Raw genomic sequence first — 23,858 nt, 5'->3', positions numbered from 1 at the left:
AGGAGCGCCCGAAAGGCGGGCGCAAGGGGGCCGGGCGCCGCGCCCGGGTTGAATAGCGAAAGAGAGTGCGCTCAGTCAGGCAGCCACTCCTGCAAGGTCAGCTCGACTGTGATGAACGATAGGTTGCGGCCGCGTTGTAGCCGGCCTGCGAAGATATTGCCGTCGGCATCGGCGACCACGGCCTGCAGGCGGCTCTCGCCGGCGGCGACTTCGCCGCTGATGCTGAGGATTTCAACGCCAGGCCCCGGCACGCGGATATCTTGCATGCCGCCACGGCCAAGGTAGTGCAACTGGGCGTCGATCAGGCTGCCGAGGCCGCCACGCACTACGGCCAAGCGGATGCCATGGCTGACGCACAAAGCCTCGGCGCTGTCGATGATGTCTTCGTTGGGCTTGAGCCGGGCCACCACCAGTCTGCCCAGCCGGCCACTCTGGACCTGGGATTCGGCCTGCGCCGCTGCAAGGTTCATGACGCCTCCTGGAGCACGGGGTGAAGTAGGTTGAAGTGGGTTTCCGCATCCGGCTGTACCTGGTAGGCCACTTGGTCGAACAGGCACAGCCGGATCACCAGCGCCTCGCTGCCGACGACCAGACGGTCGAGCACCAGGTGGCCGCCGTGCTGGTGTCCATCGCGGTCGATGAAGCCGGCATGGCAGTGCAGCAAGGGCGCGCCCGCTGCGTCCCGACCCACGGTGAGGGCTCCGCTGATGAAGGTGATGTAGCCGTCCAGCACCACAGGCTGCCCATAGTCGTAGGGACGTTGGATGTTGCTGGTGGTGACCATGCGGTGATAGCTCAGGTGTGCGGCGCCGCCACAGAGGATGCGTCCCACCGCGCTGCGGTAACGGCGTCCCTCCAGTGCTTCGAGCAAGCCTTCGGCGACATTGCAGGCCAGCGGCAGGACGATGCGCAGCTCTTCGCCGTGCGACACCTCGCACTCCAGCAACCGCGGCTGTCGGGGTTGGCCGCCATGGATGAACAGCCGTACGCCATCGCGCTCTTCGAAGTGGGGGTTCATAGGGCAGGCTCCTCGCATGCGTCCAGCAGCGCGCGGATCTGTTTCTTGACGATCTTGCCGTACCCCGACTTGGGCATCTCGCTCCAGCGTACGAAGCGTTTGGGCCATTTGTAGCGGGCCAGGCGTGGCTCCAGGTGTGCGAGCAACTGCTCGTCGCTGACCTCTTGTGTGGTGACGATCACTGCGCAGCCGCATTCGCCCCATTTCTCGTCCGGTAGGCCGAGCACGGCCACCTCGTTCACCGCCGGGTGGGTGAGCAGGGCTTCTTCGATTTCCCGGGGATAGACGTTGGAGCCGCCAGAGATGTACATGTCTGATGCGCGGCCAGTGATGAACAGATAGCCCTGTTCGTCGAGATGGCCTAGGTCACCGGTGTGGAACCAGCCGAAGCGGAAACACGCCGCGTTGGCCTCGGGGTTGTTGTAGTAACCGGCGAACACCGCCGGGCCGCGCACGCAGATCTCGCCGTCGACCCCGCTGGGCAGCTCGTTGCCCTGGTCATCGAGGATCGCCACTTGCATGCCGGTGCGCGGGTAGCCGCAGGAGCCGACCTTGGCCTCGGGGCGGTTCTCGGCGTCATGACAGTTGGCCGGCAGCACGGTGATGTTGCCGGTCACTTCACCCAATCCGTAGTACTGCACCAGCACCTTGCCCAGGGTGTTCAGCGCATGGCATTGGTCGGCACGGTACATCGGCGCGCCGGCGTAGATCACGTAGCGCAGGCTGCTGTGGTCGTAGCGGTCGACGGCTTCGTCTTCGGTGAGCATCTTGACGATGGTCGGCACGGTGAACAGGTTGTCGATCCGGTGTTCCTGCACCAGCCGCCAGGCTTCGTCGCAATCCAACCGATCACCGGCCGGCAATACGCAGGCGGCACCGCGGGCGACGTTGACCAGGGCGTGGATGCCCGCACCATGGGACAGTGGCGCCAGGACCAGCGAGCGCGAGTGCCGGTCCAGGCCCGGCATCAGATCGGCCAGGTGGTTGTTGATCACGAAGGCCATCTGCCCATGGGTCAGCACGCCGGCCTTGGGGTGCCCGGTGGTGCCCGAGGTATAGAAGAACCACAGCGGGTCGTGGTAGCGCACCTCGGCGGGACGGAATGCCGGTTGCAGGGCAGTGCCTTCGTCGAGCAGGGCGTCGTAGCCCAGTTCGCCTGGCCGGGGTGTGCCGATAGCGATCACTTGGCGCAGGGCGGGCGATGCGGCGCGCACGGCGTCGACGTAATGCTCCAGGCCGTCGTCGTAGAGCATCGCCACTGCGCCGCTGGAGCTGCCCAGGTAGGCGGCCTCCGGAGGAGTGATGCGCACATTGGTCGGTACCCAGACCATGCCCAGGCGGAAGGCGATCCAGGCGCTTTCGAACAACTGTAGGTTGTTGCGCGAATGCACTAGCAGGCGGTCACCTTTGCCCAAGCCGCGAGCGCGAAGGGCGGCGGCGACGCTGTCGATGCGTGTGATCAACTGGCGCCAGGAGCAGGCCTGGCCGGCACGGATGAAGCCGGGTTCATCCGGATAGCGGCGGGCGACCTGGGCCAGCAGTTCACCCAGGTTCATGACGTTGTCGATACCGGTCATCGCACGGCCTCCAGGATGCTCACGTAGTTGGTGACGGCGGCACCGCCCATGTTGAACACGCCGGCGCGGTCGGCCCGGGCCAGTTGCATGTCGCCGGCCTGGCCGGTGAGCTGCATCGCCGCCATCACGTGCATCGACACCCCGGTCGCGCCGATCGGGTGGCCCTTGGACTTGAGCCCGCCGGAAGGGTTGACCGGTAAGCGGCCATCCTTGCGGCTGATGCCCTCGCTGATGACCCGTGCGCCCTGGCCACGTCCGGCCAGGCCCATGGCTTCGTACTCGAGCAGTTCTGCGATGGTGAAGCAGTCATGGGTCTCCACCAGCGACAGGTCATCCAGCGTCAGCCGCGCCTCGGCCAAGGCCTGCTGCCAGGCGCGGGCGGCGCCTTCGAAGACCGTGGGGTCGCGGCGTGACAGCGGCAGGTAGTCGTTGACCTGCACCGCCGCCCGGAAACGCACGGCATGGCGTTGCCCGCCGACCTGGTCGGCGCGGCTGATCACCAGTGCCGCCGCGCCGTCGGTGATCAGCGAGCAGTCGGTACGTTTCAGCGGGCCGGCGACGAAGGGGTTCTTCTCCGACGGCATGCGGCAGAAGTCGTAGCCAACATCCCGGCGCATGTGTGCAAAGGGGTTGAGCGTACCGTTGGCGTGGTTCTTCGCGGCGATCATCGCCAGGGCGTCGGACTGGTCGCCGTAACGGTCGAAATAGGCGCTGGCGATATTACCGAACACTCCGGCGAAGCCATTTTCGATTTGCGCTTCCTCACGGGTGTAGCAGCACTTGAGGAGGACCTTGCCGACCTCGGCGGTGGGCAGGCTGTTCATCTTCTCGAAGCCCACCACCAAGGCATGTTTCGACTGGCCGCTGAGCACCGCCTGTAGGGCTGAGTGGATTGCCGCCGAGCCGGTGGAGCAGGCGTTTTCCACGCGCACCGATGGGGTGAAGCGCAGCACCGGCAAATGGTTGGCCAGCAGTGCGGAAGGAAAGTCCTGGTAGAGGAAGCCGGCATTGAAATGGCCGACATGGACCGAGTCGATCTGCTCGGCATCCAGCTGCGCATGGTTGAGCGCGCCAACGGCCGCTTCGGCCATCATCTGCTCGGGGTCGATATCGGGAAACTTGCCAAAAAGGGAGTGGTGCCAGCCGCTGATTACGGGCGATTGCATGAGGTGCGTCCTCGCTTGATGTTGTTTGCGAGGTCGATAGCAAGAGCGGTGCCAAGGCCTTTCAGGGACGCCGGGAGGGCTCTGCGCCGGGGTTTTCCTGGTCATGAAGGGGGGCTAACGGTAGCAAGGCGACGCCTACAGGTGTCGCCTTGCTGGCCAGAGCGACAGTTCAGGGAGACACCTGTTACACCGTGCGGCGTAAGCTGCGGATGGCTTTACGGACCGACGCCTCGACGCCCTGAGAAAAATTCATCGGTAAAACATGAAGTTGAATACCGCATGGCGGCGTGGGCCGGATAGGACGTCGGCGTTTTCCCAGGGTGGCACCCGTATTGCTACATCTCGGGCAACCATCGCCGTATACCCGTAACTCGATCAATAAGAACAATAAGTCAGGAGAGCTTCATGAGCGATTTTACCCGCCGTTCCTTCATCAAGACGGCTTCCCTTGCTTCTGCTGCAGTCGCCGCTGCCGGGTTGGGACTTTACAGCGGCGGCAGCCGGGCCGCCGATTTCAAACTCAAGTTTGCCAACAACCTGCCCATCAGCCATCCGATGAATGTGCGGGCGCGGGAAATGGCCAAGGCCATCAGGGAGGAAACCAACGGCGCGCTGAGCGTGCAGGTGTTCCCCAGCAGCCAACTGGGCAGCGACACCGACACCCTGGCCCAGGTGCGCTCGGGTGCGGTCGACCTGTTCGCATTGTCGCCGGTGATCCTCGGCACCCTGGTGCCGTCGGTACAGATTAGTGCCATAGGCTTCGCTTTCAAGGACTACCAGCAGGTCTGGAGCGCCATGGACGGCGCGCTGGGCGCCCATGTGCGCGAGGAGATCGCCAAGACCGGCACTTTGTTCGCCTTCGACAGGATGTGGGATAACGGCTTCCGCGTCACCACCACCAGCACCCGGCCGGTCGCCACGCCTGATGACCTCAAGGGCATGAAGCTACGGGTGCCGCCCAGTCCGATCATCATGTCGATCTTCCGCGCGCTGGAAGCCGCGCCTACCAGCATCAATTTCGCCGAGGTGTATTCGGCGCTGCAGACGCGCATCGTCGAGGGGCAGGAAAACCCGCTGACCCTGGTGTCCACGGCCAAGCTCTACGAGGTGCAGAAGTACTGCTCGCTGACCAACCACGTGTGGGACGGCTTCTGGATGCTTGGCAACAGCGCTTCGTTCGCACGCCTGCCACAAGACATGCAGGCCATCGTGCGCAAGCATGTCGATGCGGCTGTGATGGCTCAACGCGACGATCTTGCCAAGCTCGAAAGCACCACCCGCGACACCCTCAAAGGCCAGGGGCTGGAGCTGGTCGAGTCGCCGGCCGAGGCCTTCCGCGAGAAGCTGCGCAGCGCCAATTACTACGCTGACTGGCATGGCAAGTTCGGTGACGAGGCCTGGGCCATCCTCGAGCAGTACGCCGGGACGTTGGCATGATGAGCGCTCCAGCGGTCACGGCCTCCACTGCTTCGATGCGCCTGCCGGCCCGGGTGCTGATCTGCCTGAATACCTGGACCATGCGCGTGGTCGGGGTGATCACCGTCGTCTTGATGGTGGTCGAGACCCTGGTGCTGCTGGCCGGTGTGTTCGCCCGCTATGTCCTGCACAGCCCGTTGATCTGGTCCGACGAGCTGGCGTCTTCGCTGTTCATCTGGCTGGCCATGTTCGGCGCGGTGCTGGCACTGGACCGGGGCGAGCACATGCGCATGTCGGCGCTGGTGAACAAGCTGCCTGCCGTCTGGCGTGGTTTCAGCGAGACGCTCTCGGCGCTGATCGTCTGCCTGTTCGTGGCGATGATCATTTCCCCAGCCATGCAGCATTCCCATGAGCAGATGTGGATCACCACGCCGGCTCTGGGTATCCCTGACGGCGTGCGCGCGGCGGCTTTGCCGGTCGGTGCGGTGCTGATGCTGTTGGCGGCGGTGGCACGCATGGCGCGTTACTCGACGGTGCGCCAGTTCATGGCCGGCCTTGCCGTGGTGACGGCGGTCGCGGCGGTGCTGTGGCTGGCGCAGCCGTTGTTGGCGAGCATTGGTAACTACAACTTGGTGGTGTTCTTCCTGGTGCTGCTGGGAGCCTGCGTGTTCGGCGGCATCCCGATCGCCTTCGCTTTCGGCACCGCGACCATGGCGTACCTGGCCCTGGCCACCCATGCGCCGCTGTCCATCGTGGTCGGCCGCATGGACGAGGGTATGTCGCATATGGTGCTGCTGGCCGTGCCGTTGTTCGTCCTGCTCGGTGTGGTGCTGCAGTTGTCAGGCATGGCCCGGACCCTGATCGATTTCATGGCCTCGTTGCTCGGGCATGTGCGGGGTGGGTTGCAGTACGTGTTGCTGGGGGCGATGTTTCTGGTCTCGGGGATTTCCGGTTCCAAGGTCGCCGACATGGCCGCCGTGGCTCCGGCGCTGTTCCCGGAGATGAAACGCAGGGGGTCCAAGCCCGAAGAGCTCGCCGCTCTGTTGGCCGCCACCGGGGCCATGACTGAAACCATTCCACCGAGCCTGGTGTTGATCACCATTGGCGCTGTGTGCAGTGTGTCCATCACGGCGCTGTTCATCGGTGGCCTGATGCCGGCAGTGGTCGCCACCGTGGTGATTGCCCTGGTCTGCTGGTGGCGTTCGCGCAAGGACCCGAGCCCGGCTATCCCACGTGCGCCGATGTCGATGGTGTTGCGTACCTTCCTCATTGCGCTGCCGGCCCTGGCGTTGCCCTTGCTGATCCGCATCGCGGTACTGGAAGGGGCGGCCACCGCCACCGAGGTGTCGACCATCGGTGTGGCTTATGTGGTGCTGGTGGGGCTGGTGATGCACCTGTTCATGCGCCATATCGAGTTCAAGAAGCTGTACCCGATGATGCTCGAGGCGGCGGCTTTGTCCGGGGCGATCCTGCTGATCATCGGCATGGCTTCAGCCATGGCCTGGGCGCTCACCCAGTCCGGTTTTTCCGCCTCGCTGGTGGAACTGATCGAGGACATTCCCGGTGGCACCCTCGGTTTCATGATCGTCACCATCGTCATCTTCCTGGTACTGGGCAGTGTGTTGGAAGGCATTCCAGCCATTGTGCTGTTCGGCCCGCTGATGTTCCCGCTGGCCGAGATGCTCGGCATCCATCCGGTGCACTACGCCATGGTGGTGATCCTGGCCATGGGCATCGGCCTGTTCGCACCACCGCTGGGCGTTGGCTTTTACGCCGCCTGCGCGATCAGCAAGGTGTCGTCCGACCATGTCATACGGCGCGTCTGGGGTTACCTGGCGGCGCTGTTGGTGGCCTTGGTGATCGTCGCCTGCTTCCCGTGGATTTCCATCGGTTTCCTCTAAGAGAGTCCTGTCATGAGTCAAGCTGCGAAAACAACGATGAACCTTCCGGGCCATGGCCGCGTGGCACTGGTGACCGGTGCCGCCATGGGCATCGGTGCCGCGATCGCCGAACGCCTGGGCCACGATGGCCATACGGTGGTGGTCGCGGACATCAACCTGGCGGCGGCCGAGGAGATGGTCGCGGGCTTGCGGGTGCAGGGCATCGACGCCCTGGCCATGGCCATCGATATCGGTGACCCGCAGTCCGTCGCCGACCTTTTTGGGGCGCTGCGCGAGTGTTACGGGCGCTGCGATGTGCTGGTCAATAACGCAGGCATTGCTCGCACCCAGGCTTTTCTCGATTGCGATCTGGAAAGCTGGCAGCGGCTGATGAACGTCAATCTGACCGGCACCTTGCTCTGCAGCCAGCAGGCTGCCCAACTGATGCGCGAGCAGGGTTGGGGGCGGATCATCAACGTCGCTTCGATCAGTGGCTTGCGTGCAAGCATGGGGCGTACTGCCTATGGCACATCGAAGGCGGCAGTCATCGGCCTGACCCGGCAGATGGCGGTGGAACTGGCCGAGCATGGCATCACCGTCAACGGCATCGCTCCGGGTCCGGTGGACACGCCGCTGACCCGGACCTTGCACTCGGCGGCGACGCGTGAGTCCTACGCCCGGGCCGTACCGCTGCGCCGCTATGGCACGCCGGCGGAGATGGCTGGGGCGGTGGCCTTTCTCGCTTCGCAGGATGCGTCATACATCAGCGGCCACGTGATCCCGGTGGATGGAGGGTTCATGGCCTCTGGGATCCTGGAGATCTGAGGCGTCCTTCACGCCGGGCGCTGGCGCTCCTGCTCATCTTCGAGCGTCGCCTGCTCCCCGGCCTGCCTGGCCGTTTCGACGAAGGTGGCGATGCAGGGGTTGTGGTTGTCGCCTTTCCAGACGGCCACCACCTCGATCACCGGTGCTGACCTGAGCGGTTTGAAGCTGGTGGTGGCCAGGCGCATGTTGCGCATCGAGCGCGGTACGATAGCGATGCCCAGGCCTTCGCCCACCAGGTTGACGATGGTCTGCTGCATGTTGATCTCCAGCCCGATGTTGGGCGTGACGCCGTGCTGCAGGCAATAGTTGAAGATCATGTCGTGCAGCGCCGGGGCGATGCGCCGGGGCACGATGATGAAGGTTTCCCCGGCCAGTGCTTGTGGGTCGATCACCTCCTGATCCATCAGGTGATGGCCTGGTGGCAGCACCACAGTCATTTCCTCCCGGTACAGGGTCATGGTTTCCAGGCCGCTGCAGTCTTGTGGCCGATACATGATCGCCACATCCTTGTTGCCGCTGGTGATGTCCTGGGCCAGGTCCAGCGGCAGGGTTTCGGTGAGCTTGAGGTTCACCTGCGGATAGAGGGCGGCATAGCGTCGGGTGATGGCCGGAGTGATGCTGTAGGCGGTCGACATCATGAATCCTACCGACAGCTCGCCAGCAGCACCGCGCGCGGCTGCCAGGGCATTGCGCTTGGCCTGCTCGAAGGCGGCGAACACTGTTCCGGTGTCGAGGTAGAAGCGCTGGCCCGCCTCGGTCAGCTCTACCCGGCGGCGTGAGCGGTCGAACAGCTTGACTCCCAGTTCCTCCTCCAGCAACGCGATCTGCCGTGACAACGGTGGCTGCGAAATATGCAGGCGCTCGGCGGCACGTCCGAAGTGCAGGGTTTCGGCCAGGGTGCGGAAATATTGCAGGTGGCGAAGTTCGATCATGATGCTCTGAAAGGTATCAGTGGATGCTTTATTATGTATTGGAAAATATAAGTGCGCCTACCTATTGTGAACGGGCAACACCCTCTCGGCCCAGGCAGCGCCACAAGCGTCGCCCGTCGACATAGTCACAAGCTATAGAACAATAAAAGGTGACGCTGATGCCCTCTGTACTCGATCACGTTCGTCCTCACGCCACTGTTGTTCCCGAATGCGATATTGCCCACGACAGCGACCCACAGGTGCGCCAGGCTTTTCGCCGTGCGCTGCGCCTGATGGAGCGCGGCATCGCTGTGTTGATCCGCGGTGAGACCGGCACTGGCAAGGAAGTGCTGGCCCGTGCCCTGCATGCGCACAGTCAGCGTCGTGCCGCGCAACTGGTGGCGCTCAACTGTGCCTCGATTCCCGAAACCCTGATCGAGAGCGAGCTGTTCGGCTATTCGCGTGGGGCCTTCTCCGGTGCCTTGCCCTGTGGCAAGAAGGGTAAGGTGCTGCAGGCCGATGGCGGCACCTTGTTCCTCGATGAAATCGGTGACATGCCCTATGAACAGCAGAGCCGCCTGCTACGGGTGATCGCCGAGCGTGAGATCACTCCGCTGGGCGCCGAGCGCAGCATACCGGTGAACTTCGCCCTGATCTGCGCCACGCACCAAGACCTGGCCGCACGGGTGGAGCAGGGCAGTTTCCGCGAAGACCTGTTCTACCGCATCGCCACTGGCGTGGTGCAACTGCCACCGTTGCGTGAGCGCAGCGACCGTGGCGAGCTGGTATGCGCCATGATCGCCCACGAGCTGCCAGGCTGCGATCCGCGCCAGGTGTTGGCGGCGGATGTCTGGCCGTTGCTGCTCGAACATGCTTGGCCGGGCAACTTACGGCAGATGCGGGCGGTGATCCGTTACGCCTGCGCGGTGATGGAGGGCCCGCGTATCCAGCGCAGCGACCTGCCGGCCGACTTCCTTGCCCAGGCTGGTGCAGTGTCGGCACCGGCGCGCGCTGCCCTGCAGAATGTCACGCCGATCCGCCCGGTAGCGGCGGCGGCCCAACCGGCGGATGAGCGCTCGGATGTGCTGGGTGTGCTGCAGGCCTGCCGCTGGAACATGACCGCAGCTGCCCGTGAGCTGGGTATCTGTCGCCCCTCGTTGTACCGCGTGCTGCGCCGCCTGGACATTCCGCCGCTCAAGGAACAACTGGCGCTGGCTGGTTGTTCCACCGCCTGATTCATCTCTCTTTCCAACGTTTCTGTGCACGTCCCCTTCCTGAAAGGGGGCGGGCTTTGCTTCGACCATTTCAAGGGATAACAACAATGAACGCCCCTGTCGGTTCTGCTCCACTGAGTTTTGCGTTGGATGGCCGTAACGCCCTGGTGACGGGGGCGGCCCGCGGTATCGGTTACGCCATTGCCCTGGCACTGGGGCAATGTGGCGCACGGGTGGCTATTGGCGACTTGGACCCCGAGGCTGCCGAGTGCGCCGCAGGGCAACTGCGCGAGCTGGGTATCGAGGCCATTGGCCTGGGCGTGGATGTGTCGGATGAGCAGCAGGTGCAGGCCATGGTCAGCCGTGTGGGGGAGGTATTGGGCAGGGTGGATATCCTGGTCAACAATGCTGGGATCGTCTCGACCGCACCGTTGCTGGAGCTGAGCACGGCGGAGTGGAACCGGGTCATGGCCATCGACCTGAACAGCGTCTTCTATTGCGTCAAGGCGGTGCTGCCGGGAATGATGGAGCGGCGGACAGGGCGCATCATCAACATTGCCTCCGTGGCGGGCAAGCGCGGAGGTGGTTTGCTGGGCAACAGTTGTTATGCGGCGGCCAAGGGCGCGGTGATTGCCTTGACCAAAGGCTTGGCGCGGGAGGCGGGGCCCTTCAACATCACGGCCAATGCTGTCTCGCCGGCATTGACCGATACCGAGATGACCAGCGTGCTGGCGCCTCAGGCACGGGCCCAGGTGCTGGCGCAGATGCCCATGGGGCGGGCCGGCACGCCCCGGGACATCGCGGCAGCGGTGTGCTTCCTGGCTTCGGCAGAAGCGGGCTTCGTCACGGGGGAGATCATGGACGTGGACGGCGGCTTCATGCGTGACTGAGCTGCATCAGGCGCCGCTCTTGCGCCAGATGCCACGTCCTGCCAGGCGTTCCCGGTCGTGCTCTGTGTTGAAGTCCTGTGATGGGCCTTTGGGCACGATCCCGTTCGGGTTGATGGTCTTGTGGCTCATGTAATAGTGCTTCTGGATATGCTCCATGTTCACCGTCTGCGCGATCCCCGGCCACTGGTACAGTTCGCGCAGCCAGTTGGTGAGGTTGGGGTAGTCCGCGATGCGCCGCAGGTTGCATTTGAAATGCCCGAAGTACACGGCGTCGAACCGCACGAGGGTGGTGAACAGCCGAACATCCGCTTCGGTCAGGTACTCGCCGGCCAGGTAGCGCTGGCGGCCTAGCAACTGCTCCAGGTAGTCGAGCTCGCTGAACAATTGGTCGAAGGCTGCTTCGTAGGCTTGCTGGGTGGTGGCGAAACCGGCTCGGTACACGCCATTGTTCACCGCCGGGTAGATGCGTTCGTTGAGCCCATCGATCAGTGGGCGCAGGGGCTCGGGGTAGAGGTCCAGGCGGTTGCCGGTGAGGCCATCGAAGGCGCTGTTGAAGATGCGGATGATCTCCGCCGACTCGTTGTTGACGATGCGTTGTTCCTGTTTGTCCCACAGCACCGGTACCGTGACCCGGCCGCTGTAGTGCGGGTCATCCAGCGTGTAGCGCTGGTGCAGGTAGGCCAGGTCATCCAACTGGTCGCCAGTCGAGCCCTGGCTCTTGTCGAAGGTCCAGCCGTGCTCGCCCATCAACCAACTGACCACCGATATATCGATCAGCGGTTCCAAGCCTTTCAGCGAGCGGAAGATCAGGGTGCGGTGGGCCCAAGGGCAGGCCAGCGACACGTAGAGGTGATAACGCCCGGCTTCAGCCGCAGGCAGGCCGTTGCGCCGTTGCGCGTTTTCCCGCTGGAAGGCGCCGTCCTTGCTGTTTTCGTACCACTGGTCATGCCAGCGGCCGTCGATCAAAAGGCCCATGCTGAACTCCTTGGAGTGATCATTCTCGTTGGAGCCCAGTGTACGGAGTATCGTTCGAACGAATGGTGCAAAGACTGCACCAGTTTTATCGAATTCTTCGATTGGCCGCTCAGGCTATTCGGTTGTCCCAATAGCGCTGGGCTGTGTTGAACGCTTGCTCCCGGCCCTGGCCCAAGCCGCGCAAGGCCAGGGCCATGGTGGCCAGCACCGCCAGTTCGCCATAGCTGTCCTGGGCCTCGCCGCGCCACACCGCCAACAAGTGTTCGGGTTGCAGGCTGGCGGGTTTGACATGGCGCTGGGCGCTCAGGGCTGGCCATTCCTCGTCCCAGGCTTCGCCGCCGGCGGTGCCGTAGAGGTGGCTGGCGACATCCGGGTTGACCTCGATCTCGCCACCGTCGCCCTTGATCACGATAGCTGGGTCGCCGAGCAGGCGGCTGGCTTCGCGGTGTACCGCCTGGTAGCCGGGATGGAAGATGCTCTGCAGGCCGCAGCGGGCGGACAATGGGTTGAGCACCCGGGCCAGGGAGTGGATCGGCGAGCGTAGGCCGAGGGTGTTGCGCAGGTCGATCATCCGTTGCAGCCGGGGTGCCCAGTCCTGCAGAGGGAAGAAGGCCAGTTGCTGGTCATCCAGGGTCTGGGCCACGGCGCTCCAGTCGCGGCACAGGGGAATCTGCAGCAGCTCCAGCAGTTGCTCGCTGTACAACCGCCCGGCGGTGTGCGCGCCACCGCCATGCATGAGGATGCGCACGCCGTTGGCGGCTAGGCACTTGGCGGCCAGCAGGTACCAAGGTAGGTGGCGTTTCTTGCCGGCGTAGGTGGGCCAGTCCAGATCCACGGCGATGGCCGGGGCGTTCAGGTTGGCGCGCAGGGCTTCGGTGAAGCCGGCCAGTTCCTCGGCGCTTTCCTCTTTGTGCCGCAGCAGCATGAGAAAGGCCCCGAGCTGGGTATCCTCGACCTTGCCTTCGAGCAGCAGGGTCATAGCGGCGCGGGCCTCTTCGCGGCTCAGGCCGCGGGCGCCGCGCTTGCCTTTGCCAAGGATGCGCACGAACTCGGCGAAGGGGTGCTCGGCCGGGGTTTCCAGGGTCAAGGGACGGGGATCGGTCATATGCAGTTGGTCGGCTTGGGCAGGCCCGCCAGCTTGGCGGCGAGTTTGGCGGGAGTGCCATTGAACAGGCGGTTCAGGTGCGGGCTGTTGCCTTTTTCCGGGCCCAGCTTGAGCGCGGTGTACTTGATCAGCGGGCGGGTGGCCGGCGACAGCTGGTACTCCTGGTAGAACTGCCGCAGCAGTTCCAGGATGTCCCAGTGGTCGGGGGTCAGGGTTATCTGTTCGCGAGTGGCGAGTGCCTCGGCCACGTCACGGGACCAGTCTTCCAGGTCGACCAGGAAGCCGTCCTTGTCCAGGGCGATCTGCCGATCGCCGACAGTCAGGGTGCTCATAGCCAGCTGTTGACCTTGTCGTACTGCAGCGACAGCTCGACGAAAACCGGGTAATCCACGGCCTTGGCCAGCTCGCTGCGGATGGCGCGGGCCTGCAGGTCCTCGTCGAGGGCGAACAGACGGTGCTCCAGGCCGGCAGCCTGCAAGAGACGTTGCGGCTCGCTGCCGGGCTGCAGGGCATAGACGGCATCGCCGCACAGCAGCAGCGCGTCGTCCGGGCCGAGCAGGCGCAGGCAACTGCTCAGGCGGTTATCGCCGAAGGGCGAAGGGGCAATGACGTGCAGGGTACTCATCAGAGGGTCACCACCTGGTCGAATCGGGCAATCAGGGCGGCCAGGGCCGCGTCATCCAGTACCTGCACCGGTAGGGCCAGGCCGGCGCCATCCAGTCCGCGTTCGGCCAGGCTGTGGCCGCAGGCGAACAGTTCTTCGATGCCGAACATGGGCAGGGCCTGCAGGTTGGCGGCCAGGTTCTTCTGCTGCAGCAGGGCAGGTTGCTGCTGACCACTGAGCTGGAACACGCCATCGTCGAGAAACAGCATGCCCAGGGGCAGGTCGAAGGCGCCGCCGGCCAGGGCGATGTCCAGTGCTTCGCGGGCGGACGGGCCGCTCCAGGGCGCCTGGCGGCTGATGATCAACAGGGATTTGGCCATCTCAATCGCCTCCAAAGCAGATCAGGCGATCGGCTGTCTGCGCCGCCTCGTGCAGCTGTCCGAGGCCGGACAACTCCCAGGGGGGCGGAAGGTTCACCGCTGGGCGCTGGTAGCGCTTGGCCTCTTCTTCATTAAGTACACCACGACGCAGGGCCGCGGCGATGCACACCACGGCATCGAGCTGCTGCTCGCTGATGAATGTGCGCCATTGGGCCGCTACGTCCAGTTCATCCTGGGGGGCGACCACGTTGGCCGAAGCGCTGTGCACGCCGTCCTGGTAGAAAAACAGCCGGACAATCTCATGCCCACCCGCCCGCGCCGCCTGGGCAAAGCGCAGGGCGCGGCGCGAGGAGGGTGCGTGGGCCGGGGAAAAAACCGCGATAGCGAACTTCATGGAAGACTCTGTCAGCAAATCTGCCGCCATGATAAAGCAAAAAGCCCGCACCTGTAGGCGCGGGCTTGGTGTTCAGCTCATCATCAAGGGAGAGAAGGCTACATGCCGTCCCGGACCTGTTTACTGTTCCTTGCTCTCCGGCAGGAACCAGTTCAGCACCAGGGCGCAGATGCCGCCAGTGGCCACCCCGGACTCCAGCACATTGCGTAGCGCCGCCGGCATATGGGCGAGGAACTCCGGCACCTGCGCCACACCCAGGCCCAGAGCCAGAGACACGGCGATGATCAGCAGGGCACGGCGGTCCAGGCGGGTGCTCGCCAGGATATTGATACCCGACGCCGCGACCGCGCCGAACATCACCATGGCTGCGCCGCCCAGGACTGGCTCCGGCACCGCCTGGATCACCCCGGCGACACTTGGGAACAGGCCCAGCAGCACCAGCATGGCGGCGATCCAGATGCCGATATGGCGGCTGGCGATGCCGGTCAGCTGAATGACGCCGTTGTTCTGGGCGAAGATCGAACTCGGGAAGGTGTTGAACACCCCGGCCAGCAGCGAGTTGGCGCCATTGACCAGCACGCCGCCCTTGATCCGCTGCATCCACAGCGGGCCCTCGACCGGCTGGCGCGAGACCTTGCTGGTGGCTGTGACGTCACCGATGGCTTCCAGGGAGGTCACCAGGTAGATCACCAGCATCGGGATGAACAGCGACCAGGAGAAGCTCAGGCCGAAGTGCAGCGGCATCGGTACCTGGAACAGCGCCGCTTCGTGCATGCCGGTGAAGTCCAGGCGGCCCAGGTAGCCAGCCAGGGCATAGCCGACCGCCAGGGCGATGACGATGGCGCAACTGCGCATCCACACCACGGGGATGCGGTTGAGGATGACGATGATCGCTAGCACCACGCCGGACAGCAGCAGGTTCTCGCCATTGGCGAAGGTGCCGTTGCCCATGGCGGCAAAGCCGCCGCCCATGCTGATCAGGCCGACCTTGATCAGGGTCAGGCCGATCATCAGCACCACGATGCCGGTCACCAACGGTGTGATCAAACGCTTGATGAACGGCAGGATGCGCGACACGCCCATCTCCACGAAGGAGCCGGCGATCACCACGCCGAAGATCGCCGCCATCACGCCTTCCACCGGCGTACCTTGCTTGACCATCAGCGCACCACCGGCGATCAGCGGGCCGACGAAGTTGAAGCTAGTGCCTTGGACGATCAGCAGCCCGGCCCCGAACGGCCCGAAACGGCGGCACTGTACGAAGGTGGCGATGCCCGAGATTACCAGCGACATGGAGACGATCAGGTTGGTATCACGCGGAGAAACCCCCAGCGCCTGGCAGATCAGCAGGCCAGGGGTGACGATCGGCACGATGATCGCCAGCAGGTGTTGCAGCGCTGCCAGCAGGCCGATGAACGGCCGTGGCTTGTCCTCGAGGCCGAGGACCAGTTCGTTGGTGGGCGTGGCCGCGTCCGGCCCGTGCTCGATGGAACTCATGGGAAAGCTGCCCCGGAAGAAAAAAGGAGCGCATTCTACGGGCCAAGGCTGGTTTGGGGTAGTGTCTGGCCAGCAAGCAGCCACGAAAAAGCCCGCCGAAGCGGGCTTTCTCAAACATTCACAACCGATCAGTCATCACGACCCATCAGGCCGAACAGTTGCAGCAGGCTGACGAACAGGTTGTAGATCGATACATACAGGCTGATGGTCGCCATGATGTAGTTGCGTTCGCCGCCATGGATGATCGCGCTGGTCTGGAACAGGATGCAGACCGACGAGAACAGCACGAAGCCGGCGCTGATCGCCAGTTGCAGGCCACTGATCTGGAAGAAGAAGCTGGCCAGCACGGCACCCAGCAGGACGAAGAAACCGGCGGTGATGAAGCCGCTGAGGAAGCTCATGTCCTTGCGGGTGATCAGCACATAGGCCGACAGGCCACCGAACACCAGGGCGGTCATGGCGAAAGCCGAGCTCACCACTTCAGCGCCACCGGCCATGCCCAAGTAGCGGTTGAGGATAGGGCCGAGGATGAAACCCATGAAACCGGTCAGGGCGAAGGTCGACACCAGCCCCCAGACCGAGTCACGCAGCTTGGCAGTGAGGAAGAACAGCCCGTAGAAACCGATCAGCACCACGAAAATATTCGGATAGCCGACCCGCATCTGCTGAGCGATGAAAGCCATGACACCGCTGAAGGCGAGGGTAAGCGCCAGCAGACTGTACGTATTGCGCAGGACGCGGCTGACCTCCAGCTGCTCTACCTGCTGGCCGTGGTTGACGGCATAATCCTGTTCGCGCATGGCGACACTCCTGTGGTTTTGAAACGTTCAGATGCAAAGATCATATCAGAGCCCTTGCAACCGGCGACATAGAGAGTTTGACAGCTTGTTTCATTACGGTATGATTGCCGCCGCAAAACGAAGGAAGCGTGGCCGAGTGGTTTAAGGCAACGGTCTTGAAAACCGTCGATGGGCAACTATCCTAGAGTTCGAATCTCTACGCTTCCGCCACATTTCTCATGAGAGCCCCTGAAAATGGGGCTTTTTTGTGGGTGGCTGTTTTACTACCCACGTTTGTACCCATTCCAGAAAAGCTGTCACTGGTAGTGGTTTTAGGCTTGAAATTGAGCTGAGTGTCCTGACGAGGGTGGGCTGGGGGTGTATAATTTGGCAAATTTTGTCAAATGCGGACAAAACCATGAGCACCATGAACATCTCTCTGCCGGATGCCCTCAAGTCCTTTGTCGATGATCAGGTTAGCCAGCGAGGCTACAGCACCAGTAGCGAATATGTGCGGGAGCTGATTCGCAAGGACCAGGATCGGCAGCATCTGCGTAGCTTGCTACTGGCTGGGGCTGAATCGGCCCAGGCTACTCCTGCGGATGGTGATTATTTCGAATCTCTGCGCGCGAAGGTTCGTAAGGCTCGAGGATAAAGGTCAAGCCCGTCATTCCACGAGCGCTTGCCAACCAAGACGTAGAAGACGCTATCAGCTATTACCTTGGCGAGCAGGCCGAGCAGGCTGCACTCAGTTTTATCGATGCCTTGGAAAGGACTTATACCCACATCAGTCGGCATCCGGCCCTGGGTTCAGCTCGGTACGCTCATGAGTTGGATCTGCCGGGATTGCTCTATTGGCCGCTGAAGCGCTATCCCTACTTGGTGTTCTATGTTGAACGCGATGACCATATCGATGTATGGCGCATTTTACACGGTATGCGGGATATTCCTGAATGGTTGGTTGAAAGCGCTTCCCATTAGTGGCAGTAAAGATTGTGCTTGGATGGTGGATGTCTTCTGCTTGCGCTCAATTGGTTTCGATAAGCAGTCTGTCGCTTAGGGAAGAGGCATCACATGCACCACAAGACAATTGCTCCCTGAGGGTTTTACTAAGTCAATGAGCTAGCGCTTGTCCAATAGGTGTGGTCGGTTCGCTGCCGCAACTTGCCCGCGATGCGCCGCGCGGTCTCGAGGCACTGCAAAAGCAAACATTCACCCTGGTGGCGGCTTGAGGAAAAGATCTAACGTACCGGCGACGATCCTGCCGTGGCTTTTCATATACGAAACGCCGCCAATGATTTGGTAGACCTTGCCATCCACGCCACAGGACACCCGATCCCACTCCCGTGCATGCGCAATGCCAAACATCATGATGCGGGTGTCGGCTTCTAGAGCCGTTCCCCCGCATGTCGTTTTGTCGCCTAGTCGAATGAAATGACCAACTGCCATGCCCGCTCCTTGGTTGCAAGAATTGAGGGGCGAGCATATTCATACATCGCTACCTGTTGTATGTAGAATGAATTCGAAATTGATTAAGAGCGTGCGTTGGAAATCATTGCAATTGGAGTATTTAAACCAGTTAGGGAGCAGCACTGAAAAGGCAGGTCGGACTCTTGTGACACCGGCGCCTTGCCCACAAAACAATAGGAAAGGTGGTGGACGGTGTCTCCCAGTTTGATCATAGTCGGACACCCAATATCCCTATCCATAGCAAGCATCAGCGGATGCCAGCTGGACAGTATGCAACCCCCGTAAGTAAGGAGAACGATATGATCCGGCTAGCCGAAGCGAGTGATGAGCCCCATATCAGAGATTGCGCTGAACAGGCTTACGCTCGCTATGTGCCGATGATCGGGCGCAAGCCAGCTCCGATGATCGCTGATTTCATCGCGCAAATAGCGGCAGGGCTGGTCTACGTTGCGACGGATGATCAGGCCGGCTTCCAGGGTTTTATTGTGTTCTATGCCAAAGAGGGATATTTCCTGCTGGAAAACGTGGCAGTCCTGCCCAATGCGGCCGGACTTGGTGTCGGGAAGGCGCTGATCAGCTTCTGTGAAAACACCGCCCGGCAGCATGGTGTGAGCGCCGTCCATCTCTATACCAATGAAAAGATGACGGATAACCTCTCGATCTACCCCAGGCTCGGCTATGTGAAAATAGCGGAACGCACGGAGGATGGTTTCAAACGCGTTTACTTCGAAAAAAACCTTACCTAACCGGGTGAGGCTCGCCACGGACTGGTCCAGGCGGCAAGCCTTCGTGAGGTGGATTAGCCAAACGCTCACCGACCCTCTACCCGTTCATGATCTTTTCCGTCTGGACGTTGCTCAACGTCCAGAGCTGCGAACTATCGAACTGCTCCACGTTTCTCAGGCTGCTCGCCGACCGATGTTGCTGTCATGCCAGGAGTGGGGGACGATGGGCCCTCGGTGGACCAGCGTTTATCGTCCGTTCTGGAAAAAATCAGGATGGCGACAACGGTGATGCCTATAGGCAGCGCTGAAAGCATCAGCAAGTTAGCGGTGCTCCATTGCAGTGTAAGCAGGCCGCCACCGATGATTGGCCCCATGATGCCACCCAGGCGGCCGAACCCCAGGGCCCAACCTAGACCGGTGGAACGCAGGGCTGTCGGGTAATAGGTCGATGCCATGGTGTTGAGCAGGGCTTGACCGCCCAACGTGCCAAAACCTGCCACGGCGATGAACAGATAGGCCCAGTGAATGCCAGCATAACAGAGGCTGAAGAATACGATCGCCAAGCCCGCAAGGATGAACGTTGGCAACAGCACCACGACGTAGCCTTTGCGGTCCACGCACCATCCAAGCAACCATGTGCCGCCAAGGCCGCCAAGCCACAATGCGGCGCCGGCGAGAACCGACTCGGAGGCGGCATGCCCGGCGTCACTCATCAGCACAGGGATCCACGACGCGAGGAAGTACACGCATAGCATATTCATCAGGTTCATGAGCCACAGCAATAGCGTCCCGCGGCCATGTTCAGCATCGAGCAGGCCTCTTACCGAAAGGCCGGATTTTTTGGCCGAGTTCATGACTATCGTATGGGCATCGTCGATGATCAGGTTGGGGTCGATCTGATTCAGTGTCTTGGCCACGCGTTTGGCGGATTTACCCTTAGCCGTCAGCCACTGCATGGACTCTGGCATCAGTGCCAGCATGAGCAGGGCCAAGACCAACGGCGCGATCGCACCGGTATAGAACACGCTATGCCAGCCAAAGAGCGGGATCAGCCAGGCGGCGATTACCCCTCCGACGATACCGCCGAATACCATGCCCGAGGACACCAGCATCAGCAGCGTGACTTTGTTGCGGTTGGGCGCGAACTCGGTCGCCATCGCGATGGCGTTAGGTACGATCGCCCCCATGGCCAGACCGCTTAACAAGCGCATGACCATCAGGCCGGTTATCGACTCGGCATAGGTCGTCGCGAACATGGTCAGCGCAAGCAGGAGATGAGCGGCGATCAGCACGGGGCGTCGGCCGATCGCGTCGGCGATGGAACCGAAAATCAGCGAACCTAGAAGCATGCCCACTAAGCTGACGCCGAAAACCGGCCCCAGGCTGGCTTTGGCGATCCCCCATTGGCTGATGATTTCGGGCGCGACGTACGCCATCGACTGGATATCGAAGCCGTCGATGGTCATGCAGGTAAAGCACATGAACAACACCAGCATCTGGTAAGGGCCGAGGCGGCTGTTGGCTACCACCTGTGTGACATCGATCTGAGAGGTCATGGGTATCGTCTCTTTATTAGGTTTATTATCGAGCAACGAAAAATTCGGTTTAGCCGAGCGCGGGATGAGCCACGCCCGGTATTGACCGCGTGGCAGCGGCGCTGAGAGCTGTTGCGCACCGATGCCACGCATTACTTACAGGCGAACCAGCCCACCGTCCGCCATGATGGTTTGCCCGGTCACCCAGGCGCTTTCTTCACTGGACAGAAACATCACGGTGCCGACGATGTCCTGGGCCGTTCCCGGACGCTTGATCGCCTGCATTTTCGCCACCTCTTCAATCAGCTCGATAGCGATGTGGGATTTGCCGCCGGCCGTCAGCGAAGCCGTCGGGCCGACGGCATTCACGGTGATGCCGAACTCGGCAAGATCAGTCGCCAGGCCGCGAGTAAAACCGATAACGCCTGCCTTGCTGGACATGTAGTGGGCAAGACCGGTCGCGGTCAGCCCCAGTGAATTCGACGTCAGGTTGACGATCCGTCCATAACCGCTTTTGGTCATGAACGGCAGTACGCCTTTGACCATCAGAAACTGCGAATCGAGGTTGACCCGGTGCACCTTTTGCCACAGGGCGTAATCGGCCTCCAGGATCGACTTGGTGGGAAAGATCCCGGCATTGTTGACCAGGATGTCACAGCGTCCGAACTCGTCTTCAAGTACCTTTTCGATACGTTCACTGACACTTGCATCCGAGACATCGGCGACCACTCCCACACCGCGTACACCCAATGCCTGAACCTGGGCCAGCGTTTCAGCGCTCTCGGAAAGGTCGACCGCCAGCACGTCGATCCCGCGCTTGGCGAACCCGATGCTGATGGCCTGGCCGAAGCCCTGGGCTGCGCCGGTGACCACTGCTACTTTGCGAACTTGAGTCATAGTTGATCTCTTTCAGGTAGTCGTAGATTACGCAGGCCGTTGTCAGTGGGCAGCGTGACTGCTGGTAGTGCTGAACGTGATGTGTTTTATTTCAAGGAAATCGTCGATACCCGAGCTGCCATTGAGGCGACCCATGCCTGATTTCTTGTAGCCGCCCTCTTCGAACTCATCGTGAACCTGTGCCCAATCGTTCAGCCATACAGTGCCTGCTTCCATGCGTCCAGCGACCCTGAAAGCCCGCGCTGTATCGCGCGTCCAGACGGCGGCGGCCAGACCGAATTCGCTGTCATTGGCCAACGCGATGCCTTCTTCTTCTGTTGCGAAGGTCTGTACCGTCATCACCGGACCGAAAGTTTCCTGCTGAACGATGCTCAGGTTCGGATCAGTGACCTTCAGCAGGGTAGGGCGGTAGAACGCGCCGCTTGCCAAAGGTCCTTCAACGACCGGGCCCCCGCGGAACATCACCTCTGCGCCGTCCTCAATGGCCTGCTCGACCGCCCGATCGACACGAGCCACGTTGCCCTTGTCGATCATGGGGCCCATCTGACTCTGCGGATCGGCGGCGGCCCCTAGACGCAACTCGGCGAAGCGTCGCTTGATCCCGTCGATGACGTTTTCAGCGATGTCCTCGTGCACGATGACGCGAGAACCGGCCATGCAGAACTGACCGGCGAATACCGTGACCGAGGCAGCCAGGGTTGGAATCATGAGCTCCAGATCGGCATCGGCGAAAATCAGGTGCGGGGTCTTGCCGCCCAGCTCCAGACTGCAACGCTTGAGGTGCCTTGCGGCTTGGGCAGCGATCATGGCACCGACGTGAGTCGAGCCGGTGTAGCTGATCACCGGTACGTCAGGGGACGACACCAGCGACTTCGATCCCTCGTCGCCGGATTCGGTGAAGAAGTTCACGATCCCTTTCGGCAGCTCTGGCACCTGCGCAAAAATGCTGGCTACCAAGGCGTTGAGAAGGGCGGTCTGGGCCGGCATTTTCACCACCACCGCATTGCCAGCCGCCAGAGCGGGTGCAACGGAGCGAATCATCAAGACGACGGGCGAGTTCCACGGCACGATGACACCGACCACGCCCACCGGCTCATGGACGATCATCGACATGGAGCCCGGCCGTGCGCTGCCGCTTTCTCCTTTGTACGAACGGGCCAGCGCGCCGTTGTAGCGCAGCTTGGGTGCAAGCATCGTGATTTCGAACAGCGCTTCGCGGCGAATCTTGCCGTTTTCCAGGCAGAGGGCCGCCACCAGTTCTTCGGTGTGATGCTCGAAGCAGGCCGCCAGCTTTTCAATCACATCGGCGCGAAAGTTCTTGTCCTCGCGCCAGCGGCTGTTGGTGAACGCTTTCTTGGCGGCGTGAATGGACGATTCGGCTTCGACCGCGCCGCCGTCCGCGAAACGACCTATGACATTGCCAGTCGCCGGATCGATCGATTCTCCGACGCTTTGTGATTCGACCCACTCACCGTTGATCCAGTGTTTTGCCAGTTGCGCGATCATTATTGTTCTCCTGCAGGTGGCGATAATGTGTAGGGCTCAGGTCGGACGTGATTGCTGACCGGGATGCAAAGACTTCCCGGTCCTGAGCGGTCTTGCCGAACTACCTGTCCAGCTTGAACAGACGGGCAGCGTTGGTGCGGCCGATCTTCATGCGGTCGTTGTCGCTGATCGAGGCGTTGTCGAGCCAATCGCAAGCGTGGTCGATATTTTCGAAAGGCCAATCGGCGGAGAACAGCAGGCGGTCGGAACCGATTTCCAGCATTGCATCGATCAACGTCTGATCGTTGAAGTTGCCGGAAGTCGTCAGGTAAAAGTTCTCGTGGAAATACTCGGCGATCTTGCGCTTGGCCGGATAGTTGCCCGGGATGTTCATCCATCCGTTTCGGTTGTCGACGCGCCACATGCTGTACGGGAGGCCTTCGCCCAGGTGCCCCAGGATGATTTTCAGTTTCGGATGATCGTCGAACAGCCCTGACCCCATCAGGCGCAATGCATGGACAGCCGTTTCCTGGCCGAACGCCCAGGTCGGGCCCAACAACCAAGGATGACCGTCATAGATCGGAGCGTGAGAAGGCAGCGGGTTGCGTGGGTGCAGGTAAAAAGGCACATCCAGCGCCTGCACCTTTTCCCAGAATGGACGGTACTGCGGCAGGTCGTAATAGCGCACGGTGTCGATGTCGCCGACCTGAGAGAAGCCATTGACCAGGGCGCCGACAAAGCCCAGCTCATCGACGCAGCGTTGTAGTTCAAGGGCTGCCAGCTCAGGGTCTTGCATCGGCAGCGCAGCGAAACCTTTGAAGCGGGTTGGGTTCTGTGCGATCTGTTCGGCCAGATAATCATTGGAGCGGCGCGCCAGGTCGTTGGCTTCTTGGATATTGGGGACGGCCTGTACCGCTGGAGCGTTCAGCGAGAGGATCATCAGCGCGATGCCATGACGATCCATCTCCTCGATGCGCCGCTTTTGAATGTCCAGCAGTCGGGCCTTGAGTTCCGGGCCCACGGACGCTGGCATCTGTCCCAAGGAGTCCTGCAACGTTTCCTCGGTCGCGAAGTGTTCTTCGAGGGCGATCTTTCCGGTGACTTTAAACATGGTG

General features: G+C 61.9%; 26 protein-coding genes and 1 tRNA gene. 9 read left to right on the top strand and 18 right to left on the bottom strand.

From position 1 onward, the window contains the following. Positions 1–71: 71 nt before the first annotated feature. From ACYU03_RS15995 to ACYU03_RS15980, 4 genes are read right to left on the bottom strand one after another with little or no spacing between them, the layout of a single operon-like run. Positions 72–470 (bottom strand): PPC domain-containing DNA-binding protein, encoded by a 399-nt coding sequence (locus ACYU03_RS15995; RefSeq protein WP_461885627.1) that lies wholly within the window; start codon positions 468–470, stop codon positions 72–74. After that, positions 467–1,018: a PPC domain-containing DNA-binding protein gene (locus tag ACYU03_RS15990; RefSeq protein ID WP_461885626.1), complete on the bottom strand. Its 552-nt coding sequence runs from the start codon at positions 1,016–1,018 to the stop codon at positions 467–469. The genes ACYU03_RS15995 and ACYU03_RS15990 overlap by 4 nt, the downstream gene beginning before the upstream one ends. Then, positions 1,015–2,595 carry an acyl-CoA synthetase gene (locus ACYU03_RS15985; RefSeq protein ID WP_461885625.1) on the bottom strand — a complete coding sequence of 527 codons (1,581 nt, stop codon included), beginning with the start codon at positions 2,593–2,595 and terminating at the stop codon, positions 1,015–1,017. The genes ACYU03_RS15990 and ACYU03_RS15985 overlap by 4 nt, the downstream gene beginning before the upstream one ends. Beyond that, the gene (locus ACYU03_RS15980) at positions 2,592–3,761 is read right to left on the bottom strand and encodes an acetyl-CoA acetyltransferase (protein WP_461885624.1); all 1,170 of its coding nucleotides are present in this window, start codon (positions 3,759–3,761) and stop codon (positions 2,592–2,594) included. Before ACYU03_RS15980 ends, ACYU03_RS15985 begins: the two co-directional genes overlap by 4 nt. Before the next feature lie 405 nt (positions 3,762–4,166). Here ACYU03_RS15980 and ACYU03_RS15975 point away from each other — a divergent pair, with 405 nt between their 5' ends. The 3 genes from ACYU03_RS15975 to ACYU03_RS15965 are packed head-to-tail and all read left to right on the top strand — an operon-like array spanning position 4,167 to position 7,882. After that, complete coding sequence (locus ACYU03_RS15975; protein WP_461885623.1) at positions 4,167–5,198, top strand: TRAP transporter substrate-binding protein; 1,032 nt, start codon at positions 4,167–4,169, stop codon at positions 5,196–5,198. Beyond that, complete coding sequence (locus tag ACYU03_RS15970) at positions 5,195–7,078, top strand: TRAP transporter large permease (RefSeq protein WP_461885622.1); 1,884 nt, start codon at positions 5,195–5,197, stop codon at positions 7,076–7,078. Before ACYU03_RS15975 ends, ACYU03_RS15970 begins: the two co-directional genes overlap by 4 nt. A gap of 12 nt (positions 7,079–7,090) precedes the next feature. Then, the gene (locus ACYU03_RS15965) at positions 7,091–7,882 is read left to right on the top strand and encodes an SDR family NAD(P)-dependent oxidoreductase (protein WP_461885621.1); all 792 of its coding nucleotides are present in this window, start codon (positions 7,091–7,093) and stop codon (positions 7,880–7,882) included. 8 nt (positions 7,883–7,890) lie between these two features. Here the strand turns inward: ACYU03_RS15965 and ACYU03_RS15960 are convergent, their stop codons facing one another. After that, entirely contained in the window at positions 7,891–8,814 is a 924-nt protein-coding gene (locus ACYU03_RS15960; protein ID WP_461885620.1) for a LysR family transcriptional regulator, read from the bottom strand. Between the two features lie 158 nt (positions 8,815–8,972). On the opposite strand from ACYU03_RS15960, the gene ACYU03_RS15955 reads away from it, so the two are divergent. After that, entirely contained in the window at positions 8,973–10,028 is a 1,056-nt protein-coding gene (locus tag ACYU03_RS15955) for a sigma-54-dependent Fis family transcriptional regulator (RefSeq protein WP_461885619.1), read from the top strand. Positions 10,029–10,114: 86 nt separating this feature from the next. Next, positions 10,115–10,897 carry an SDR family NAD(P)-dependent oxidoreductase gene (locus ACYU03_RS15950; protein WP_461885618.1) on the top strand — a complete coding sequence of 261 codons (783 nt, stop codon included), beginning with the start codon at positions 10,115–10,117 and terminating at the stop codon, positions 10,895–10,897. 6 nt (positions 10,898–10,903) lie between these two features. Here ACYU03_RS15950 and ACYU03_RS15945 read toward each other — a convergent pair whose 3' ends face one another. The 8 genes from ACYU03_RS15945 to ACYU03_RS15910 all read right to left on the bottom strand — a co-directional run bounded on the left by ACYU03_RS15945 (position 10,904) and on the right by ACYU03_RS15910 (position 16,652). After that, positions 10,904–11,872, bottom strand: coding sequence for a glutathione S-transferase family protein (locus tag ACYU03_RS15945; RefSeq protein ID WP_461885617.1), 969 nt, complete (start codon positions 11,870–11,872; stop codon positions 10,904–10,906). Between the two features lie 109 nt (positions 11,873–11,981). Then, on the bottom strand, positions 11,982–12,977 hold the full coding sequence (locus tag ACYU03_RS15940) for a glycosyl transferase family protein (protein WP_461885616.1): 996 nt from the start codon (positions 12,975–12,977) through the stop codon (positions 11,982–11,984). Beyond that, positions 12,974–13,309, bottom strand: coding sequence for a TusE/DsrC/DsvC family sulfur relay protein (locus ACYU03_RS15935; protein WP_461885615.1), 336 nt, complete (start codon positions 13,307–13,309; stop codon positions 12,974–12,976). The genes ACYU03_RS15940 and ACYU03_RS15935 overlap by 4 nt, the downstream gene beginning before the upstream one ends. Further along, positions 13,306–13,602, bottom strand: coding sequence for a sulfurtransferase complex subunit TusB (gene tusB, locus ACYU03_RS15930; RefSeq protein ID WP_461885614.1), 297 nt, complete (start codon positions 13,600–13,602; stop codon positions 13,306–13,308). Before tusB ends, ACYU03_RS15935 begins: the two co-directional genes overlap by 4 nt. Continuing rightward, positions 13,602–13,961, bottom strand: coding sequence for a sulfurtransferase complex subunit TusC (gene tusC / locus ACYU03_RS15925; RefSeq protein ID WP_461885613.1), 360 nt, complete (start codon positions 13,959–13,961; stop codon positions 13,602–13,604). Before tusC ends, tusB begins: the two co-directional genes overlap by 1 nt. A gap of 1 nt (position 13,962) precedes the next feature. Further along, entirely contained in the window at positions 13,963–14,355 is a 393-nt protein-coding gene (gene tusD, locus ACYU03_RS15920; protein ID WP_461885612.1) for a sulfurtransferase complex subunit TusD, read from the bottom strand. Between the two features lie 120 nt (positions 14,356–14,475). Further along, on the bottom strand, positions 14,476–15,852 hold the full coding sequence (locus ACYU03_RS15915; RefSeq protein ID WP_461885611.1) for a nucleobase:cation symporter-2 family protein: 1,377 nt from the start codon (positions 15,850–15,852) through the stop codon (positions 14,476–14,478). A gap of 128 nt (positions 15,853–15,980) precedes the next feature. Further along, positions 15,981–16,652 carry a Bax inhibitor-1/YccA family protein gene (locus tag ACYU03_RS15910; protein ID WP_461885610.1) on the bottom strand — a complete coding sequence of 224 codons (672 nt, stop codon included), beginning with the start codon at positions 16,650–16,652 and terminating at the stop codon, positions 15,981–15,983. Between the two features lie 122 nt (positions 16,653–16,774). Between ACYU03_RS15910 and ACYU03_RS15905 the strand changes: the two genes are divergently transcribed. From ACYU03_RS15905 to ACYU03_RS15895, 3 genes are all read left to right on the top strand, one after another. Beyond that, positions 16,775–16,862: transfer RNA gene (locus tag ACYU03_RS15905), tRNA-Ser, on the top strand. A 187-nt stretch (positions 16,863–17,049) separates the two neighbouring features. Beyond that, positions 17,050–17,286, top strand: coding sequence for a type II toxin-antitoxin system ParD family antitoxin (locus ACYU03_RS15900; protein WP_461885609.1), 237 nt, complete (start codon positions 17,050–17,052; stop codon positions 17,284–17,286). Further along, a complete protein-coding gene (locus ACYU03_RS15895) occupies positions 17,283–17,612 on the top strand; it encodes a type II toxin-antitoxin system RelE/ParE family toxin (protein ID WP_461891480.1) in 330 nt (109 codons plus the stop codon). The genes ACYU03_RS15900 and ACYU03_RS15895 overlap by 4 nt, the downstream gene beginning before the upstream one ends. Before the next feature lie 231 nt (positions 17,613–17,843). Here ACYU03_RS15895 and ACYU03_RS15890 read toward each other — a convergent pair whose 3' ends face one another. Continuing rightward, a complete protein-coding gene (locus ACYU03_RS15890; RefSeq protein WP_461885608.1) occupies positions 17,844–18,080 on the bottom strand; it encodes a PAAR domain-containing protein in 237 nt (78 codons plus the stop codon). Between the two features lie 320 nt (positions 18,081–18,400). On the opposite strand from ACYU03_RS15890, the gene ACYU03_RS15885 reads away from it, so the two are divergent. Further along, entirely contained in the window at positions 18,401–18,847 is a 447-nt protein-coding gene (locus ACYU03_RS15885; protein WP_461885607.1) for a GNAT family N-acetyltransferase, read from the top strand. 131 nt (positions 18,848–18,978) lie between these two features. Here ACYU03_RS15885 and ACYU03_RS15880 read toward each other — a convergent pair whose 3' ends face one another. From ACYU03_RS15880 to ACYU03_RS15865, 4 genes are all read right to left on the bottom strand, one after another. Beyond that, the gene (locus tag ACYU03_RS15880; protein WP_461885606.1) at positions 18,979–20,382 is read right to left on the bottom strand and encodes an MFS transporter; all 1,404 of its coding nucleotides are present in this window, start codon (positions 20,380–20,382) and stop codon (positions 18,979–18,981) included. Between the two features lie 135 nt (positions 20,383–20,517). Beyond that, entirely contained in the window at positions 20,518–21,258 is a 741-nt protein-coding gene (locus ACYU03_RS15875; protein WP_461885605.1) for an SDR family NAD(P)-dependent oxidoreductase, read from the bottom strand. 42 nt (positions 21,259–21,300) lie between these two features. Beyond that, positions 21,301–22,764 (bottom strand): aldehyde dehydrogenase family protein, encoded by a 1,464-nt coding sequence (locus ACYU03_RS15870; RefSeq protein WP_461885604.1) that lies wholly within the window; start codon positions 22,762–22,764, stop codon positions 21,301–21,303. Positions 22,765–22,864: 100 nt separating this feature from the next. Then, complete coding sequence (locus ACYU03_RS15865) at positions 22,865–23,854, bottom strand: amidohydrolase family protein (protein ID WP_461885603.1); 990 nt, start codon at positions 23,852–23,854, stop codon at positions 22,865–22,867. Between the last annotated feature and the right edge of the window lie 4 nt (positions 23,855–23,858).

The organism is Pseudomonas sp. X10 (genome assembly GCF_054889225.1).
The sequence above is the reverse complement of the archived record's forward strand: the minus strand, read 5'-3'. Positions and strand labels throughout refer to the sequence as shown.

What these genes read in the sequence shown, in the direction of transcription:
- ACYU03_RS15945 (WP_461885617.1), bottom strand. Translation starts at nt 11,872, where the DNA reads ATGGGCCTTTTGATCGACGGCCGCTGGCATGACCAGTGGTACGAAAAC.
- ACYU03_RS15875 (WP_461885605.1), bottom strand. Translation starts at nt 21,258, where the DNA reads ATGACTCAAGTTCGCAAAGTAGCAGTGGTCACCGGCGCAGCCCAGGGC.
- ACYU03_RS15935 (WP_461885615.1), bottom strand. Translation starts at nt 13,309, where the DNA reads ATGAGCACCCTGACTGTCGGCGATCGGCAGATCGCCCTGGACAAGGAC.
- ACYU03_RS15940 (WP_461885616.1), bottom strand. Translation starts at nt 12,977, where the DNA reads ATGACCGATCCCCGTCCCTTGACCCTGGAAACCCCGGCCGAGCACCCC.
- ACYU03_RS15885 (WP_461885607.1), top strand. Translation starts at nt 18,401, where the DNA reads ATGATCCGGCTAGCCGAAGCGAGTGATGAGCCCCATATCAGAGATTGC.
- ACYU03_RS15870 (WP_461885604.1), bottom strand. Translation starts at nt 22,764, where the DNA reads ATGATCGCGCAACTGGCAAAACACTGGATCAACGGTGAGTGGGTCGAA.
- tusD (WP_461885612.1), bottom strand. Translation starts at nt 14,355, where the DNA reads ATGAAGTTCGCTATCGCGGTTTTTTCCCCGGCCCACGCACCCTCCTCG.
- ACYU03_RS15985 (WP_461885625.1), bottom strand. Translation starts at nt 2,595, where the DNA reads ATGACCGGTATCGACAACGTCATGAACCTGGGTGAACTGCTGGCCCAG.
- ACYU03_RS15955 (WP_461885619.1), top strand. Translation starts at nt 8,973, where the DNA reads ATGCCCTCTGTACTCGATCACGTTCGTCCTCACGCCACTGTTGTTCCC.
- ACYU03_RS15900 (WP_461885609.1), top strand. Translation starts at nt 17,050, where the DNA reads ATGAGCACCATGAACATCTCTCTGCCGGATGCCCTCAAGTCCTTTGTC.
- ACYU03_RS15865 (WP_461885603.1), bottom strand. Translation starts at nt 23,854, where the DNA reads ATGTTTAAAGTCACCGGAAAGATCGCCCTCGAAGAACACTTCGCGACC.
- ACYU03_RS15915 (WP_461885611.1), bottom strand. Translation starts at nt 15,852, where the DNA reads ATGAGTTCCATCGAGCACGGGCCGGACGCGGCCACGCCCACCAACGAA.
- ACYU03_RS15970 (WP_461885622.1), top strand. Translation starts at nt 5,195, where the DNA reads ATGATGAGCGCTCCAGCGGTCACGGCCTCCACTGCTTCGATGCGCCTG.
- ACYU03_RS15890 (WP_461885608.1), bottom strand. Translation starts at nt 18,080, where the DNA reads ATGGCAGTTGGTCATTTCATTCGACTAGGCGACAAAACGACATGCGGG.
- ACYU03_RS15975 (WP_461885623.1), top strand. Translation starts at nt 4,167, where the DNA reads ATGAGCGATTTTACCCGCCGTTCCTTCATCAAGACGGCTTCCCTTGCT.
- ACYU03_RS15950 (WP_461885618.1), top strand. Translation starts at nt 10,115, where the DNA reads ATGAACGCCCCTGTCGGTTCTGCTCCACTGAGTTTTGCGTTGGATGGC.
- ACYU03_RS15880 (WP_461885606.1), bottom strand. Translation starts at nt 20,382, where the DNA reads ATGACCTCTCAGATCGATGTCACACAGGTGGTAGCCAACAGCCGCCTC.
- tusC (WP_461885613.1), bottom strand. Translation starts at nt 13,961, where the DNA reads ATGGCCAAATCCCTGTTGATCATCAGCCGCCAGGCGCCCTGGAGCGGC.
- tusB (WP_461885614.1), bottom strand. Translation starts at nt 13,602, where the DNA reads ATGAGTACCCTGCACGTCATTGCCCCTTCGCCCTTCGGCGATAACCGC.
- ACYU03_RS15995 (WP_461885627.1), bottom strand. Translation starts at nt 470, where the DNA reads ATGAACCTTGCAGCGGCGCAGGCCGAATCCCAGGTCCAGAGTGGCCGG.
- ACYU03_RS15910 (WP_461885610.1), bottom strand. Translation starts at nt 16,652, where the DNA reads ATGCGCGAACAGGATTATGCCGTCAACCACGGCCAGCAGGTAGAGCAG.
- ACYU03_RS15960 (WP_461885620.1), bottom strand. Translation starts at nt 8,814, where the DNA reads ATGATCGAACTTCGCCACCTGCAATATTTCCGCACCCTGGCCGAAACC.
- ACYU03_RS15965 (WP_461885621.1), top strand. Translation starts at nt 7,091, where the DNA reads ATGAGTCAAGCTGCGAAAACAACGATGAACCTTCCGGGCCATGGCCGC.
- ACYU03_RS15990 (WP_461885626.1), bottom strand. Translation starts at nt 1,018, where the DNA reads ATGAACCCCCACTTCGAAGAGCGCGATGGCGTACGGCTGTTCATCCAT.
- ACYU03_RS15980 (WP_461885624.1), bottom strand. Translation starts at nt 3,761, where the DNA reads ATGCAATCGCCCGTAATCAGCGGCTGGCACCACTCCCTTTTTGGCAAG.